Origin of the sequence: Psychromonas sp. CNPT3 (assembly GCF_000153405.2) — a bacterium.
Lineage (GTDB): Bacteria > Pseudomonadota > Gammaproteobacteria > Enterobacterales > Psychromonadaceae > Psychromonas.
This window is the reverse complement of record NC_020802.1, coordinates 985,896-1,002,577: the sequence shown is the minus strand read 5'-3', so window position 1 is coordinate 1,002,577 and position 16,682 is coordinate 985,896. Positions and strand designations below refer to the sequence as shown.

The following is a 16,682-nucleotide window of genomic DNA, read 5'->3' as shown; positions in this document are numbered from 1 at the left end:
TTTTATTTCCAATTAAGGCTTTTTATGAAAGTTATCTCCTTCAACATTAACGGGCTTCGTGCGCGTCTACATCAACTACAAGCCATTATCGATAAACATCAACCTGATGTTATCGGCTTACAAGAAATCAAAGTACATAATGATATGTTTCCGCTTGAAGCCGTTGAAAAAATGGGATATCACGTTTATTACCATGGTCAAAAAGCACATTATGGCGTGGCTATGTTATGTAAAAAAGAGCCTGTTTCAGTACAATATGGTTTTCCTACTGACGATGATGAGCATCAAAAACGCATGATCATGGTTACTTTTGAAGATGCTAACGGTGAAAAAACAACAATATTAAATGGTTATTTCCCGCAAGGAGAAAGCCAAACTCATGAAATAAAATATCCTTATAAACGTCAATTTTATAAAGATCTCAATACCTACCTTGAAAGTCATCATTGCGCCGAAGATAATGTAATTATAATGGGAGACATTAATATCTCTCCGCTTGATTTAGATATTGGCATTGGAGAGATTAATGCAAAGCGCTGGCTAAAAACTAAAAAATGTAGTTTTCAACCCGAAGAGCGTCAATGGCTAAAAAAACTAATGGATTTTGGATTTACCGATACCTTCCGCTTGTTACACCCAGAAGTCAGTGACCAATATAGCTGGTTTGATTATCGATCTCGTGGTTTTGATGATAATCGAGGTCTGCGTATTGATGTCATTCTTGCCACGCAAAAGATCGCAGATAACACCCTGAACAGTGGTATTGATTACGAATTACGTGGCATTGAAAAGCCCTCTGATCATGCGCCTATTTGGACTGAATTTGCAGACTAATACCAAAGGAATTAATATAGCTTCCATGTCTTGCGCAGGAAAAATTAACACTAGCAAGGCGTGAGTTGTAGGAGATAGTTGTTCTCACTTCAAAACTCACAACGCTGGGTGGGATAATTTCAACAAGCAAGACGGGTAACCTTTTTAGTTCCTTTGGTATAAGTCCACTTAAATGCTCGCTAGTCCTGATAATGCATAACGGGGCTAGCATTTTGGCCAACATAAAGATGCCATGCTCTTATGTTGGGTTAATAATTCAACACAAGCCCCCTCTTTAAATAATTCACCACTACAGGGCAATACCTGAAACTCATACTTTTTATCTAATAATGTAAATTCAAGTTGATAGGCATGTAGATAACCTCGGTCGTACTGCTTTGTTTTTTCGCCATACAATGGGTCACCACATATCGCACTGCCGATGCTTTTTAATGCAACACGTATTTGGTGGGTTTTTCCCGTTTTCGGCTTAATGATAAATAAACGTTTACCGGCACCCAGCGTGAAACTAAAAAACTGAGTGATCGCCAAATTTTCTTTGGTTTTTGTTAGCTTCCACATCGACCGACGCGATTTTTGCATCCCACCCTGGATCAACCCTTGCTTCTTTTTAGGCTTTTTATCTGTGATAGCAATATAATATTTTTGCACTTGGTGCGCTTTAAATAAGGCAGATAAATGGGCTGCTATGTGTGATGATTTTGCAAGCAGTAATAAACCCGAGGTCATTTTATCGAGACGATGCACGCTATAGAGTTTTATATTTAATGCTTTTTCAGCTGCGACAACAACACCAAATTCACCATCTTCACTGTGAAAGTTAATATTTTCTTTTTTGTTGATCACAATAAATTCTTCATTTTCATATACTAAAGAGAAATACAAATTAAAATTATTCATAATGACATTGGAAACCATAAGTTGTTAATAACGTCGGTAAACAGCGCAATATTTCATCATATTCGGGTAAATCTAAAAATAAAGTACGCAGTGCTACGTCGAGAGTGTCTGGGTATGCAAGTTTGCTTAAAAGTAAAAAACACGTTTGTTGTAAGTTTGCCGTCGTTTCGTTCGTAGTGGCGTCATCACAAAGCGTATTAATAAATTCTAAAGCATCTATATACCCTAAGGCAAACGCACTGGCTATCGGCCTTAATTGCTGTTTATCATCAAGCCAACACTCACTATTTAAAGCTAATGGCGTATTGTTTTGAAAACAGCCTTGCGCACAGGAAAAAATAGCCAGTATGACCTGTGCAAACTGCGTTGCCAACTCGGTCGTTGAAAAAACAGGATCGCACTGATCTTTACGCAGCATGTTGATCCATTGTTGCAACTCTATTTCATCTTTGCTCGATGCCATCGCAATAATAAAGGCAAACATAAAATCTTTATCGACACAAAGTGATTGGATCTCTTCATGCCGATAAAGCTGTTGTAGTTTTTGATATTGAGTGTGCATCGCAATCCTCTCTTTTAGATAAAAAAAAACCTACCAACGGCAGGTTTTATTATCTTTTCTAATATTATTTTTTAGAAAAGTGAATGTGATAAATCAAATAAATCTTGACGGAATGGGCGTTTCATATCTTCTAAACACTCAATGATATCATGATGTACCATTTCGCCATTTTGAATGCCGATACAACGTGCGCTTTCGCCTTGTAGTAATAACTCAACCGAAAATGCACCCATACGACTTGCTAAAATACGATCAAATGCAGTCGGAGATCCACCACGTTGAATATGACCTAAGATAGTTGCACGTGTTTCACGGCCTGTTTTAGCTTCAATACGTTTAGCTAATTTATCAACATCGGTAATATGCTCAGTGATCGCGATGATCGCATGTTTTTTACCTTTTGCTTCACCATGTGCAATTTGCTCTAAAAGCTCATTTTCATCAAAGCCTTTTTCAGGGACGATAACATATTCACTACCACCGGCAATCGCAGCCCAAAGTGTTAAATCACCACAATATCGGCCCATGATCTCAACAATAGAAATACGATTATGCGATGATGATGTATCACGCAGTCTATCTACCGCATCCATAATAGTATTTAAACAAGTCATAAAACCAATGGTGTAATCCGTACCCGCGATATCATTATCAATCGTGCCAGGTAGTGCGATACAAGGGAAACCCATTTCACTGATTTTTTTAGCGCCCATATAAGAGCCATCACCACCGATAACAACTAAGGCATCTATTCCGTGTTTTTCAAGGTTTTTCAATGCTTTAGTGCGCACTTCAATGTTTTTAAATTCAGGGAAACGTGCACTACCTAAGAAGGTACCACCACGGTTGATAATATCAGATACACTGTGACGCTCTAATTTTTCAATTTTATTTGCATGTAATCCGGCATAACCATCATAAATACCATAAACTTCAATGCCGTTCGTTAAGCAAGTACGTACCACTGCTCGAATAGCAGGATTCATTCCTGGCGCATCGCCACCGCTTGTTAGAATACCAATTTTCTTAATCATTTTTTACCTCAACCAATAAAAGGAATGGATATATATTATTAAATTTCTTATTCGCTGACCTTTATTATATTTTTTTGTGTCAGCGCTCTTTTTGTACTTTAATGTATTGACTCTTAAGCTCAGCCCTTAAATACTTTATCTAAGAATATTACACTCAAAAAACCAATACTTTGTTCTTCCGCAATTTCTATTAAACTTGCAAAGAAAGTTCCTGTTCCTTTTTTACTTTTTATCATCAAAAGTGCTTTATTTGTCGTAAGGCTATTATTTGAGTCATCAAGCTTTGATAACTCTGCACTTTCTGACACAAAGACTTTACCTTACGACGTTCTCAATTTTGCACTTTAATGCTAACGGTTATAAATCCTATGCGTTCTTTTTTATTAACCATGATGCCCACCATATTGGTGCGCATCAATATTTTATGCCAATGTATCCGATGCTACTTTATAAGAAGGATCTTCAATAATATTGATTTCTACCAACACACCCGCTTTATGCAACAATTTACGGCAATCTTTACTTAGATGGCGTATATGTACTTTTTTACCTTCGCGTGTATAGCGATCTGTTAACACACTGATAGCTTCAATGGCCGAGTGATCATAAACATGCGACTGTGCAAAATCAACGACGATATGGCGAGGATCATTTTGTATATCAAATAAATCTAAGAAATTACTTGTCGACCCAAAGAATAAAGGTCCCGTTATTGAATAGACTTTTTCTGTGCCTTCTGCATTTTTAGTTTCGACAGCATGGATATGACGCGCATGCTCCCAAGCGAATACCAACGCAGATACAATTACGCCGATAAAGACAGCTATTGCTAAATCAGTAAAGACGGTGACAGCGCTCACCAATACAATCACAAACGCATCTTTTTTCGGGACATTACGCATCATTTTAAAAGACGCCCACTCAAAGGTACCCAGTACAACAATGAACATAACACCAACTAACGCAGCTAAAGGTACCATTTCAATTAATGCAGAAGCGAATAAGATAAACGCAAGTAATACAAGAGCTGCCGTTATTCCAGATAAACGGCCACGTCCACCTGAATTTATATTGATCATGGATTGGCCAATCATTGCGCAACCACCCATACCACCAAACACACCATTTAGCATATTCGATGCACCTTGTGCGATACACTCTTTATTAGCGCGCCCACGAGTACCTGTCATTTCATCAACCACTGTCAGTGTTAATAATGATTCAATTAAGCCGACAGCAGCTAAAATGCATGAATAAGGTAAGATAATATAGAGTGTTTCTAAAGAAAATGGGACGGCAGGTATAGCAAAGGTAGGTAAGTTCCCCGCTATCGTTGCATTTTCATCACCCGTCATTGCGCGTAAAAAGTCAACCACGGTGCGCGTGTCAAAGGCTGGAACGAAATAAACAAGTAATGTCACGACCGTAATTGCAACCAGCGTTGAGGGTACTGCTGTCGTTAATTTAGGTAATAAATAAATGATAGCCATGGTTAACAGCACCAAACCCAACATAATATAAAGCGCTTCACCTTGAAGCCACTCTAATTCGCCCATTGCATTTTTAATTTTAAATTGACCTAATTGCGCTAAGAAAATAACGATGGCAAGCCCATTAACAAAACCAATCATAACGGAATGGGGCACCATACGAATGAATTTACCGAAACGACAAATACCGAAGAAAACCTGTAACACACCCGCAACAATAACGGCTGCAAAAAGATATTGAACGCCATGCTCTGCAACAAGCGATACCATGACCACTGCCATCGCACCCGTTGCGCCCGAAATCATCCCTGGACGACCACCGAATATAGCGGTAACCAAACCAACCATGAAGGCTGCATATAAGCCTACCATAGGATCAACACCGGCAACAAAAGCAAAAGCAACCGCTTCTGGCACCAACGCTAATGCGACTGTCATTCCGGAAAGAACATCATTTTTAACACTATTTTTACTGAATTTTGGAAATTCAAACACGAGTTATAATTCCTTTTAGGCACTTAATTTATTGGGCGCAAATTATAGCCGAATTTGTTAATCATTAATATATTTATTAATTTAAGCCCCTTCAGCCTATCAATATCGCACATTTATCAACTAATACAAAAGCTAAAGTTGTCTATGCTAATATTTAATTGAAGCTTACACTGGCTATGTTACATAAATAATTAATCAAAATTTCTCCAATTTCTCGCCATATTTTAAGTATATACCCATGTTATCTCCTCTGCTTTCTCACGTTCTGATCGTAACCGTTCACATGTCGCCCTTGTCCCTTTTTTATGGGAGCGGCTCTAAGCAGCCTTTTATGCAGCAGCCCAAAAGGTCAATGCAACTTTAACTTAGCTTTATTGTTAATGTGTTGTTATAAACCAGAAACATAGAACTCCTAGCATTCCATTTTATGCCAAGAAGTTAAGCCTAGTCTGGCTTGCTGAAGTTACATATTGAAGGGATATTGGGATATAAGAATAAAATGGCTGGTAGGGTATTTTATTCGCGCCATGGCCCAGTATTTATCTATCTGACCCGGTCATGGCGCGACAACATAAAATGTTTTATTTTTTACTTAATCAGAAAACTCTGTTTCACGCTCCCAAGCCGTTTGATGGTAAAAATAAAGCTGATTAGAGCCTAAATAATTAACTTTAACTTTTTCCGTGTTTTTATAATAATCTTTATTAAAAACAAAAGAGCTTTGTAATAAATCCGGCGTTAGCCAAGTGGTCGGCACCTTTATTTTATCTAAATTTTGTAAGCGACTACTCACAGGTTTCGCTTGCTTAGTCGCTATCGTCCAGCCCCACTCACCAAAAGAAGGTATATTTTCATGGTACTGCTCTACAAATTTAAAATGTGCTTTTTTAACCGTTTTAGCAATGGACACAAACGCATTTTTAGCATGAAAAGGAGAGGTTGATTGCACCACCATCACACCATCTGCGTTGAGTAAATGGTTTAAACGATAATAGAAGTTCACACTGTATAATTTATTTAAGTCAGGATGACTCGGATCGGGAAGATCCACAATGATAGTATCAAATACTTGTTTTTCTTGTAGTAACCGGTCTATTCCAATAAACGCATCTTCATGATGCACGCTTACCCGAGGATCGCTAAAACTATTTTGAGTTAACATTTTAATTTCACGGGCCAAATAAGGCGGTAATTTATCTTCAGGATACTTAAATAAAGCAACAAGATTCGGGTCTAAATCAATAAGGGTGACACTTTTAGGCTGCCATTTTAAAACTTCACGTAACGCGAGTCCATCTCCGCCACCAATGATTAAAATATTATCATGCAAATTAGAAGCTTGCATCGCAGGATGCACTAAAAATTCATGATAAATCTTTTCATCTAAACTCGAAAATTGTAAACGCCCATTAATATAGAAGTTATATATTGGATCTAAATTTCCACCGAGTTTACGCTCCGTAAACACTAAGTTTTGATAAGGTGTTTGTGTTTGATATACCACTTTATCGAGATATAACATATCTTGCATCTGCTTTTGCCATCCCCCACCAAATTCAAAAACAGCGATAACAAGCAATAACAAGCTAAAATGCCCCAGTAAAATACACCTGACATGTTTCAAATAACGTCTAAAACGTACTAAAAAGATAAATCCCGCAACTAAGTTTAAACTCGCCGTTAGAGCAGCCGCTTGGCTTATCTCAATTTTAAGCATAAACACCACCCAAATTGCAGCCCCTACACCAGCCCCAATATAATCGGCTCCATAAATGGTCCCTGCATTATGCGCTAAATGTTGCCCATAAATACGCTCTCGAATACGCGCAATTAAAGGAATTTCCATCCCAATAAAAAAGCCTAAAATAAACGCAAAGATATAAGGGAGTTGCGTGCTAAGCCAAGTAAGGCGAGAGAGCCAGCCCCCTCGAGGTAAAACATCCATTGGTATCTGATAAGTATTGGCGATTAATTGTGGTAATGTTTGTGTGAAACCAATAATAGAGGCGATAAATAAGGTCGCACTACAGCCGATAAAAGCCACTAATAACTCTAAGATCACAAAGCCTTGAAAAGCATCTTTTACTCTTTTAGCAGCAAAAGCCCCAAGGCCCATCGACACAATCATAATACCGATGATCGCATAGATCACCGTTTCTACACTACCCAAAATCCGTGCAGAGTAATGTGATAAAAGATATTCATAAATCAGCCCACAACAGGCCAAGGTCGCCATGATCAAAATAAGTAAACTATCATCAATTAATAATTTTATTTTTTTACTATTAAGCATCTATATTCTCTGCACAAAAAAGGCGACCAATTAGGATCGCCTTTTTTTATTTTTATGGAAACAACTTAACTCATTAACGACATTAACAATAATGCAATCGCAAAAGAGGTTGCGAGTTCAATGATAGCAATACCAATATTTTCTTGATCTTCAACTTCAACGCGGCGGTTAATACCCCAAAGAACGATGAATTTTGCGACAGTTGTAAGTAGCGTTAAGCTTATCATTAAAATAACACTCATGACTGTCCACTGAATAATGCCGTCCCACAAGTTGTACATATTAAATTCAATAAAATAACTGGCAGCAGTCACCGACATGGCGGTAGAAATAAGATAACCCGCATAACGAATAGCTAAAGCCACTTGCCCACCTTCAAGCGTAGCTTGAAAAGTAATACCGTTATGACGACTAAACTGCCATTCAAAAATTCTCGTGATCAATATAAGCATGATTTGTGACACTATCCAGGCCATTATAATCGCAATAAAGGTATTGATATCTAAACCATCAACCCAAATCAAAGAAGCACGCACCACAATCGCGGTCGCAATAACAGACGCGGCATCCACGATGGAAACTGAAATATTACGGTTTAAAATCAAAGCTTCTTTATCTAAGTCTGGTAACGCAAATTTATCATGAATATAACGACCCGCTTTGATCAAAATAAGCGCCATTAAACCATAAGAAAACATACCGATAAATTCAATCGTATACGAGCCTGCAAGCTCACCCGTGATAGCGCCACTCAGGGCAATACCCATCGCAGTAACGCCACCAGCCATACTGATACCATATGCAAAGTTATCTTTTATCGCTAACTCATCATTGGTATCAACACGCCCTATCAGCCCCATCGTAAAACGCATACCCGCTAATAAAATAATGGCTACTGCCATATCTATCAATAAATAAGTAGCTAAAGAGCCACTGTGCTCTAATGTTGATATTAATTCATTCATATTTAAACCTTATTTACCACGATTAGTTCCACGTGACGTCGTTGAATTACTATTTCTAAAACTACTGGAAGCTTTGCTTTTCGAATAACTTGATTTCCCCGAAAAAGAACTTGCTCGTTGTGCTGTTTGACTAGAAGCAGACATACTACTCGCCCCCATTCTTGATTTAGCATAAGGACTTTTGAAGTTCCCATTACTCGTAAACTGTTTTTTTGTTTTGGTCGCTAAATTATCTTGTTTTTTAACATTACTTGGCGAGGTATAACGATCTCTACCCACGTCATTATAATAACTATAGTCTCGACGAGACGACCAACGATCATAACGAATTCGATTTGGCGAAAGTGCCGTGAACATAGAGTACATTCCATACCAATGCCAGAATGACATGCCACTGCTGTTATTTTGCCACTGCCCATATCCAGGGTTACCAACAAGCTGACTTCCCGCGCCATTATCTTCGGCCCCGTTAGCTTGTAAACTAAGCGCTTGGCTAACCGCATTAACGCGCGCTAAAGTCCCCTCTGACATATCCGCAATTACATTGATAGGATCTGAAAGTGCATCATTAAAAAGATTAGGATCAGTCGCAGCCATTAAGCTTTCACTTTCAAATAACTGCGCTTCAATATCGCCAATCGCATTAGGTTGTTCTTTTAATGTTTTAAGACGTTGCACTAATCCGGAATATAATGTTCCTCGCGTTGAGGCATCCGCACTTAGCTGGGTGAGTAATCTCTTAAGTTCTGGGCGTTTAGTGGAAAGTATTTTTGCATATTCACGTAATAAAATTGCATTACGAATATGGTTATTATCTAAATCACTGCCTAACACTTTCAATAAATATTCAGAACTTTGAATATTACTGAGTAATATTTCTTGGCGCTCATCTGTGCAAGCACTTAGCATAAAGCCCAAGCAAAATATTAATAATAGTTTAATTTTCATTGTGTCCCTTGCTGACGCAAATAATCAATAACTTGTTGTAAATCCTCACGCGTATCGACGCCTGCAGGCGGGATAACATTCGCTTCTTGAACATGGATTTTAAAACCATGCCATAGCACGCGTAACTGTTCAAGTTTTTCTAAGCTTTCTAATGGCGATATGCTAAGCGTCGCATATTGCTTCAAAAAACCCACTCGATAAGCATAGATCCCAATATGACGTTGTAAGGCGGGATCCACCGCGCTATTTTCATCCGAACTAAAATTATCTCTATCCCAAGGGATCGTTGCCCGGCTAAAGTACAGAGCCATCCCCGTTTTATCTGCCACTACTTTCACGACATTACGATTAAAGACATCACTTGGATCATCGATAGCGGCGCTTAATGTCGCCACGCTCGCACTCGGGTTGTTTTTTAAATTATGGGCTACCTGCTCAATAATGGCAGGCGGGATCAAGGGTTCATCACCTTGGACATTAACAATAATATCCTCATCAGCAAACTGATACTGCGCACATACTTCAGCGAGCCTATCCGTACCCGATTGGTGATCAGCCGATGTCATGCAGACTTCAACATTGTCGATACCCGTTAACGCCTGCGCGATACGCGTATCATCCGTTGCCACTATCACGCGTGTTGCTCCACTTTTTAAAGCTTGCTCCGCTACACGGACAACCATCGTTTTACCTAAAATATCGGCTAACGGTTTCGCCGGTAAACGTGTTGAATGATAACGCGCCGGGATCACCACGATAAAAGACATTACAACTCCTCATCCGAAGTAATAACACGGGCTTTACTGCGTAATAACGCAGCAATACCATCAATAACCGGAAATGCTAAATGATCAAACTTGCAAATTAATTCATTACTGTCTTTTTTAAACGACAGTTTTCCCTTACAAACAGGGCATGCGATAATATCTAATAACTTTATATCTATCATTGTAACGCCTTAATTTTTTGTAATAATTGTTTTTCAAAGGATCCCGGTAACTGCGCAGATATCGGTAAATACCACCAATTTTCTGGTGCAAATGCAGCGCATTTCACCGCATCTTTTTCGGTCATCAGCAATGGTGTCTGCTTATCAAATTGAGTAAAATCTTTTGGCTTGTAAGTATGATGATCACTAAAATACTGTACTTGATTTAATTGGAAGTTTTGCGCCTCTAACGTATCAAAGAAACGTTGCGGATAACCAATGCCAGCACACGCATTAACAGCGCCTTGATGATGTAACTGCGCCTCACGTCCATCGACCGCTTTACATGCTAAAGGGGCAAGATACATACTGATCTCTCCCTCATGCTCAGCGCCATTATTAATAATAAAATCCACCGAATTTAAACGTGACAAAGGCTCTCGAAGGGGCCCCACTGGCATGATATGCTGATTACCAAATCGCCGTTTCCCGTCAACAATAACAATTTCTATATCACGCTGTAATGCATAATGTTGCAGGCCATCATCGGTGATAATAATATCCACATCCGCATTGCGTTGTAAATGAAGGGCTGCTTGTACACGTGAGGGGTCGACGACAATCGGCACCCGTAAGCGTTTAAAAATCATCAAAGGCTCATCGCCAGATTCAGAGCCTAATGTTGCATCCGTAAGAAGCAGAGGGTAATTCGCACTTTTACCGCCATAACCCCGACTAATAATACCCGGTTTATAACCTTGTTTTTGCAATAATTCACAAAGCCAGATAACAAAAGGTGTTTTGCCATTTCCGCCCACCGAGATATTACCAACTACGATAATAGGCAATGATATTTTTGTGCTTTTTAGAATGTTCTTTTTATATAAATGACATCTAATGGCACTGATCACGCGCAATAATATTGAAAATGGATATAAAATCCACATCCACGCTTTTACCGGTCGGTACCAAAAATACATTACAGTGCACCCGATGATTGCAGAGTATTAAGTGAATGATAAATCGCTTTTTTATCAAGTAATTCTTGATGGGTTCCAGATTCAACCACTTCGCCATTATCAATCACTAATATTTTATCTGCCTTTTCAATTGTAGATAAGCGATGCGCTATCACGATTGAGGTTCTATTTTTTTGTAATTCCTCTAATGCACTTTGAATATGACGCTCAGATTCAGTATCGAGTGCAGAGGTGGCTTCATCTAAAATCAAAATAGGGGCATCACGCAGTAGTGCGCGCGCAATTGCGATACGTTGACGTTGACCGCCCGATAGCAACGCGCCATTTTCACCCACCACCGTATCGAGTCCCTCTGTAAAACCATTAATAAATTCCATTGCATTTGCCGTCGTCGCAGCCTTAATAATATCGTCTCGACTGTATTTATCAGCAACCGCATAGGCAATATTATTGGCAATGGTGTCATTAAAGAGATGCACACTTTGTGAAACTACCGCGACCTGATCGCGCAGTGACGCTAAGGTATAATTTTCAATATTTTCACCATCTAAACAAACTTGGCCACTGTTTACATCATAAAATCGTGTCAGTAAGTTCGCTATGGTCGATTTTCCCGAACCAGATCGCCCAACTAAGGCAAAGGTCTGCCCCGCCTGAAGCTTAAACGAAATTCCTTTTAACGCAGGTTTTTCCGCACTTGGGTAAGTAAATATAACATTCTTAAGTTCAATATCGCCTTTAGCACGCGTCAAGACTTTAGTGCCTTCATCTTTAGCAGCTAACGTATCTAATATTGCAAACAAACTGCGACTCGCAGATATGCCTCGTTGAATTTCATTATTAACTTGTGTAATATTTTTTATCGGTTTCATCAATCCCAGCATGGCGCTGATGATCACCACAAACTTACCGGCAGAGAGCGAGTCCATGATCTCAGGATAGGTAGCAAGAAAAAGCACGAAGGCTAAAGCAAAAGAAGCAATCGTCTGAATAATAGGAACACTGATAGCATTAGCACTCACCATTTTCATATTTTGCTGACGCACAGAATTGCTCACCTTTGCAAATTTACTCGCTTCTACTTTTTGTCCACCAAACATCAAAACTTCTTTATGACCTTTGAGCATTTGCTCAGACGAGGTCGTAATAAGCCCCATTGCATCTTGTATGCCACGGCCTATTTTTCTAAAGCGTTTACTCACAATACTGATAGCTATCCCGACAATCGGGGCGATAACAAAAAATACTAACGACAATTGCCAACTTTGATAGAACATCATAACAATAAGGCCTATCAACAAAGCCCCTTCACGGAAAATTTTAACCAATGCATTACTGGCTGCATTAGACACCTGATTGGCATCATAAGTGATTTTAGAGATCAAATCACCCGTATTGGTTTTATCAAAAAAGCTAATAGGTAGCGCCATTAACTGACTAAATAATTGTTGTTGTAATGTCATGACCACATTATTACCCACCCAAGCCATGCAATAAGAGCTTAAAAAAGCAAACAGGCCACGAAAGGCGATCACAATCACCACAAAATAGGGCATCATTTTTAAAATACTCGGATCTCGCCCTGAGAAGCCATTATCTAATAAGGGTTGTAATGACCAAATAAGCGCGGTATCTACCGCAGCATAACCCACCATGCCGATGATTGCGACAAAGAGTGCTAACTTATAGCTTTTTACGTACCCAATTAAACGTTTAAGTACGGGCCAACCACTGTCTAAATTATTATCCATGCACACACCAAGAGAAATTGATTATCGAAAAGAAGAAAGATGATACCAATAAGCAGCAAGATCTTCTCTAATTGTTTGCATCTTAATACCCTGTCGATTAATTTTAAAGCGAATAAATCCATTTTTGCCACTATTAACAACAATAACAGACTGTTTTGTATAGCGATCGCTCACCTCTTGAGCAGGAAAACCCCAATGATTCATCGTTCCTGTACTAAATACCACCCATTTTGGATCAACATTCGCTATCCAAAGTGAGCTCGAGGATGATTTACTACCATGATGGGGCGCAATTAATATCTGACTACTTAATTGCGATGCAAAGCGTTGTACGATAAGCGCTTCTTGTTTCTTATTAATATCACCACTGAGTAAAACAGCTCGTTTTCCATCTGATATACGTAACACACACGAATTATTGTTACTATTTTTTAGGCGCTCAAAGGGCGATAACACACTCACCGTTAAATGCCCTAATCGCCACTGTTGCCCTGCCTGACAATATTGCGCCTGCATAAAGTGTAATTTTCGTAAGGGCTCCCCTAATTTTATCACTTTAGGGCGTAGCGCCGTATTAATTATCTCAGCCCCTCCCGCATGATCGTTATCACTGTGACTGATGACGAGATACGCTAAAGATGTCACTCCGACATGGCGTAAATAAGGTAAAACTTCGCTTTTAGCCATACTAAAACCCGAGCGATAACGTGCGCCAGTATCATAAAGTAGATGTTGATCTCTGGTGCGGATCAGTACCGATAAGCCTTGTCCTACATCAATAACTTCGACATACCACGTTTGTGCATCTTGTTTTTTTTGCAGATAGTCAGAGATCATCAAGATCAATAAACTGCAAACGACAAAGCGTGCAGTGAGGGCGTAAACACCGTGCCACGTTATCACCCAACTAACAAAAAAAAGTGTAAACAGCGATAAAATCATTGCCGATTGCTGTGCAGAAAAGTAAAAATAGTAGGCAGGCAGATTGTCTAATAAAAAAAAGAAATAACCCAATAACGTATCAACGACAGATATCAAGACAGTCGCAACCGGTATCGATCCTAAACTACAAAACAAAGCTAGCAGTATCAGTGGGATCACGCACAATGAAAAAACAGGGATCGCAAATAAATTCATCAGCATCCCTCCTACACTTAACGCTGAAAAATAATGTATTTGTAAGGGGATCATTAACGCTGTGATGGCAAACTGCACGCCGAGTAACAATTTAAAGTAATGCCCAACCCGGCGCAAGACACCAGATTTTTTTGGCCTTTTAAAATACGCAGGAAAACGCCAACAAAATAGAAAAATAATACAGATAGCACCATAAGATAACCATAAACTCATACTCAATACCGCAAGCGGATCGTTTATCAATAAAATGCATAACAATAAAGGCACAATATCCAATAAAGAGCACTGTCGACGCATTGATAAAATGCCAACACTTAAAAAGAGTAACAATAAAGCGCGCTGCGTTGGCAAAGAAAAACCCGCTAAATATGCATAAAAGCAAGCGACGCTCAGTGCCAGTACGCTTGCCACATGCCAATGCGCCCAACCGAGTAAAAACACATGAAAACGCGACATCATAAAAAAGACAGCACTAAACAATAACCCGATATGTAATCCTGAAATCACAAAAAGATGTGCTACCCCCCATTCTCTTATTTGCTCTTTTTGTATCACACTCAATAAACTTTTATCTGCAAAGGAAAGCGCTAAAATAACACCTTGATAACGATAACCTTGCGTCAAACCCTGCATGCTTTGATATAGTTTTCCACGTAAAGATAGATCTGTTGATTGTACTGATAAATGTTTTTTTATTGAAAATTGATAAGCAATATGATGTGAATATTGCCATTTTTGTCGATCAAATGTCCCTGGGTTTAAACGCTTATTAAGTGTTTTAAGGCGCCCTTGAAAACGGTGTACTTCACCAGCTTGTATTTTTAAGGTCGGTTTATACCAGCGCATTTCTAATTGAGGCGAAAAAGACAGGGGTTTAGCGTCGATTTCAAGTAACGTAGCCCGAAAATATCCTTGATTTTTCTGACTAATTAGTGAATTAACACGAACAACTATGTTATGGTCTTGTTTATCGTTTAAGCGTTGTGATAAAGCGCCTTGGTGCCCACCTGTAAATATAAAGGGTTGCCCTGTTAATGTTAGAAGCGCATAAATATTAAAATATATTAATGCGAAAGGGATAAGTGCAAACACGCGCAGATGCGCAGTGCTCAGAAAAATGAATGTCAGTAGCACACAAAAAAGTAAATGGCCTCCGCTTAATAATTCAGGCCAAAAAATAGTTGATATAAACACCGTGATTAATAGCAACAAAGTAAGACGCATGGATGATCACATTTCCTATTTCATTGATAACAGATCTTAATTATATGTCCAAAAAATTAATTCAACGTTTTATCCCTGAGCCAGAGACCCTAAAAAAACACCCTCAGCTAAAATACTTAGGTAAAACCTTACACAACCAAAACTTGTGGATTTTGAACCGTCGCAGTGCTGCCGGCGCCGTTGCCATTGGTTTGTTTTGTGCTTGGATGCCCATCCCTTTTCAAATGCTTGTCGCTGCCATAATAGCCATTATGTTTTCAGTTAATTTACCACTGTCAGTCGCTCTCGTTTGGCTATCAAATCCCATCACTATGCCCCCTCTTTTTTATGGCGCATATCGTTTAGGGGCAATGATTTTACAGCAACCGGTGATGGACTTTCATTTTACACTGTCTTTTGAATGGTTACTGTCGGCCTTGGGCACAATCGCCCCCGCATTAATTGTGGGCTGTTTAATCTTAGGCGCGAGTTGTGCGTTAATGGGCTATATTACAGTGCGCCTTTTATGGCGCTTAAATATTGTCAAAAAATGGTCTAAACGAAAAAAACGTAATCGTTTAAACCTTTAATACATTCCAATGACTTTGCCCGTTTACTTTAAACGCAAAAAAGCAAAGTCATCTTCCATTAATAACGGTTATAAACAGACATATCCCCCTCTTTTTTAAAGGCAACCACCTGATAAGGCGTTGTATCTCCAGGTATATCCATACCTGGCGCTGAGGCTGGCATTCCCGGCACTGCTAAACCTGCAATGCTTGGTTTCTCTTTTAATAAACGCGCAATATCTGCACTCGGCACATGTCCTTCAATGGCATAGCCTTCTACTAAAGCCGTATGGCACGACGCTAATTGATTCGGGATATGTTTTTGCTGACGTAGTTTATTATTATTATTTTGATCTATCACAGTGACACTAAACCCTGCCTCTTGCATTTTCGTAACCCAAGCACTACAACAACCACAATGGGGGGATTTATAAACTTGCATCTCTATGCTCTGCGCCGCCATGCTTGACATTGCCAGACTAAAAAAAGAGAAAGAGAGAATAAATCGTTTTAATTTTTGCATAAAATAGCCTTTATATCTGTTTTTAAGTAAAGCGTAAAACTTACGTGTTAATACAAAAGTTAATTATTTA

Annotated in this window: 16 protein-coding genes; 2 read left to right on the top strand and 14 right to left on the bottom strand. The window is 39.1% G+C overall.

The annotated features are described in order from the left end of the window. Window positions 1–24 precede the first annotated feature (24 nt). Entirely contained in the window at window positions 25–834 is an 810-nt protein-coding gene (gene xthA / locus PCNPT3_RS04415; RefSeq protein ID WP_015464668.1) for an exodeoxyribonuclease III, read from the top strand. A gap of 204 nt (window positions 835–1,038) precedes the next feature. On the opposite strand, the gene PCNPT3_RS04410 is transcribed toward xthA, so the two are convergent. From PCNPT3_RS04410 to PCNPT3_RS04350, 13 genes are all read right to left on the bottom strand, one after another. Beyond that, a complete protein-coding gene (locus tag PCNPT3_RS04410; protein WP_015464667.1) occupies window positions 1,039–1,734 on the bottom strand; it encodes a TIGR01621 family pseudouridine synthase in 696 nt (231 codons plus the stop codon). Then, a complete protein-coding gene (locus PCNPT3_RS04405; RefSeq protein WP_015464666.1) occupies window positions 1,727–2,296 on the bottom strand; it encodes a UPF0149 family protein in 570 nt (189 codons plus the stop codon). Before PCNPT3_RS04405 ends, PCNPT3_RS04410 begins: the two co-directional genes overlap by 8 nt. A 71-nt stretch (window positions 2,297–2,367) precedes the next feature. Continuing rightward, complete coding sequence (pfkA, locus tag PCNPT3_RS04400) at window positions 2,368–3,330, bottom strand: 6-phosphofructokinase (RefSeq protein ID WP_015464665.1); 963 nt, start codon at window positions 3,328–3,330, stop codon at window positions 2,368–2,370. Between the two features lie 119 nt (window positions 3,331–3,449). Continuing rightward, window positions 3,450–3,638: a hypothetical protein gene (locus PCNPT3_RS04395; RefSeq protein WP_015464664.1), complete on the bottom strand. Its 189-nt coding sequence runs from the start codon at window positions 3,636–3,638 to the stop codon at window positions 3,450–3,452. A gap of 114 nt (window positions 3,639–3,752) precedes the next feature. Continuing rightward, complete coding sequence (locus PCNPT3_RS04390) at window positions 3,753–5,315, bottom strand: SulP family inorganic anion transporter (RefSeq protein ID WP_015464663.1); 1,563 nt, start codon at window positions 5,313–5,315, stop codon at window positions 3,753–3,755. Window positions 5,316–5,907: 592 nt separating this feature from the next. After that, complete coding sequence (locus PCNPT3_RS04385; RefSeq protein ID WP_015464662.1) at window positions 5,908–7,608, bottom strand: polyamine aminopropyltransferase; 1,701 nt, start codon at window positions 7,606–7,608, stop codon at window positions 5,908–5,910. A 65-nt stretch (window positions 7,609–7,673) separates the two neighbouring features. Next, window positions 7,674–8,573 (bottom strand): DUF350 domain-containing protein, encoded by a 900-nt coding sequence (locus tag PCNPT3_RS04380; protein ID WP_015464661.1) that lies wholly within the window; start codon window positions 8,571–8,573, stop codon window positions 7,674–7,676. A gap of 9 nt (window positions 8,574–8,582) precedes the next feature. Further along, entirely contained in the window at window positions 8,583–9,521 is a 939-nt protein-coding gene (locus tag PCNPT3_RS04375) for a hypothetical protein (protein WP_015464660.1), read from the bottom strand. Then, entirely contained in the window at window positions 9,518–10,288 is a 771-nt protein-coding gene (gene kdsB / locus PCNPT3_RS04370) for a 3-deoxy-manno-octulosonate cytidylyltransferase (RefSeq protein ID WP_015464659.1), read from the bottom strand. Before kdsB ends, PCNPT3_RS04375 begins: the two co-directional genes overlap by 4 nt. Beyond that, entirely contained in the window at window positions 10,288–10,470 is a 183-nt protein-coding gene (locus tag PCNPT3_RS04365) for a Trm112 family protein (protein WP_015464658.1), read from the bottom strand. The genes kdsB and PCNPT3_RS04365 overlap by 1 nt, the downstream gene beginning before the upstream one ends. Continuing rightward, on the bottom strand, window positions 10,467–11,429 hold the full coding sequence (gene lpxK, locus PCNPT3_RS04360; protein WP_015464657.1) for a tetraacyldisaccharide 4'-kinase: 963 nt from the start codon (window positions 11,427–11,429) through the stop codon (window positions 10,467–10,469). Before lpxK ends, PCNPT3_RS04365 begins: the two co-directional genes overlap by 4 nt. Further along, window positions 11,429–13,180 carry a lipid A ABC transporter ATP-binding protein/permease MsbA gene (gene msbA, locus PCNPT3_RS04355; RefSeq protein WP_015464656.1) on the bottom strand — a complete coding sequence of 584 codons (1,752 nt, stop codon included), beginning with the start codon at window positions 13,178–13,180 and terminating at the stop codon, window positions 11,429–11,431. Before msbA ends, lpxK begins: the two co-directional genes overlap by 1 nt. 21 nt (window positions 13,181–13,201) lie before the next feature. Then, window positions 13,202–15,541: a DNA internalization-related competence protein ComEC/Rec2 gene (locus PCNPT3_RS04350; RefSeq protein WP_015464655.1), complete on the bottom strand. Its 2,340-nt coding sequence runs from the start codon at window positions 15,539–15,541 to the stop codon at window positions 13,202–13,204. A 2-nt stretch (window positions 15,542–15,543) separates the two neighbouring features. Between PCNPT3_RS04350 and PCNPT3_RS04345 the strand changes: the two genes are divergently transcribed. Beyond that, window positions 15,544–16,110, top strand: coding sequence for a DUF2062 domain-containing protein (locus PCNPT3_RS04345; RefSeq protein ID WP_015464654.1), 567 nt, complete (start codon window positions 15,544–15,546; stop codon window positions 16,108–16,110). Between the two features lie 58 nt (window positions 16,111–16,168). On the opposite strand, the gene PCNPT3_RS04340 is transcribed toward PCNPT3_RS04345, so the two are convergent. Then, complete coding sequence (locus PCNPT3_RS04340) at window positions 16,169–16,612, bottom strand: DUF411 domain-containing protein (RefSeq protein WP_015464653.1); 444 nt, start codon at window positions 16,610–16,612, stop codon at window positions 16,169–16,171. Window positions 16,613–16,682 lie beyond the last annotated feature (70 nt).

Bases quoted from the DNA above. Each gene is read 5' to 3' on its own strand.
- xthA (WP_015464668.1), top strand. From the start codon at position 25: ATGAAAGTTATCTCCTTCAACATTAACGGGCTTCGTGCGCGTCTACAT.
- PCNPT3_RS04410 (WP_015464667.1), bottom strand. From the start codon at position 1,734: ATGAATAATTTTAATTTGTATTTCTCTTTAGTATATGAAAATGAAGAA.
- PCNPT3_RS04405 (WP_015464666.1), bottom strand. From the start codon at position 2,296: ATGCACACTCAATATCAAAAACTACAACAGCTTTATCGGCATGAAGAG.
- pfkA (WP_015464665.1), bottom strand. From the start codon at position 3,330: ATGATTAAGAAAATTGGTATTCTAACAAGCGGTGGCGATGCGCCAGGA.
- PCNPT3_RS04385 (WP_015464662.1), bottom strand. From the start codon at position 7,608: ATGCTTAATAGTAAAAAAATAAAATTATTAATTGATGATAGTTTACTT.
- PCNPT3_RS04380 (WP_015464661.1), bottom strand. From the start codon at position 8,573: ATGAATGAATTAATATCAACATTAGAGCACAGTGGCTCTTTAGCTACT.
- PCNPT3_RS04375 (WP_015464660.1), bottom strand. From the start codon at position 9,521: ATGAAAATTAAACTATTATTAATATTTTGCTTGGGCTTTATGCTAAGT.
- kdsB (WP_015464659.1), bottom strand. From the start codon at position 10,288: ATGTCTTTTATCGTGGTGATCCCGGCGCGTTATCATTCAACACGTTTA.
- PCNPT3_RS04365 (WP_015464658.1), bottom strand. From the start codon at position 10,470: ATGATAGATATAAAGTTATTAGATATTATCGCATGCCCTGTTTGTAAG.
- lpxK (WP_015464657.1), bottom strand. From the start codon at position 11,429: ATGTATTTTTGGTACCGACCGGTAAAAGCGTGGATGTGGATTTTATAT.
- msbA (WP_015464656.1), bottom strand. From the start codon at position 13,180: ATGGATAATAATTTAGACAGTGGTTGGCCCGTACTTAAACGTTTAATT.
- PCNPT3_RS04350 (WP_015464655.1), bottom strand. From the start codon at position 15,541: ATGCGTCTTACTTTGTTGCTATTAATCACGGTGTTTATATCAACTATT.
- PCNPT3_RS04345 (WP_015464654.1), top strand. From the start codon at position 15,544: ATGATCACATTTCCTATTTCATTGATAACAGATCTTAATTATATGTCC.
- PCNPT3_RS04340 (WP_015464653.1), bottom strand. From the start codon at position 16,612: ATGCAAAAATTAAAACGATTTATTCTCTCTTTCTCTTTTTTTAGTCTG.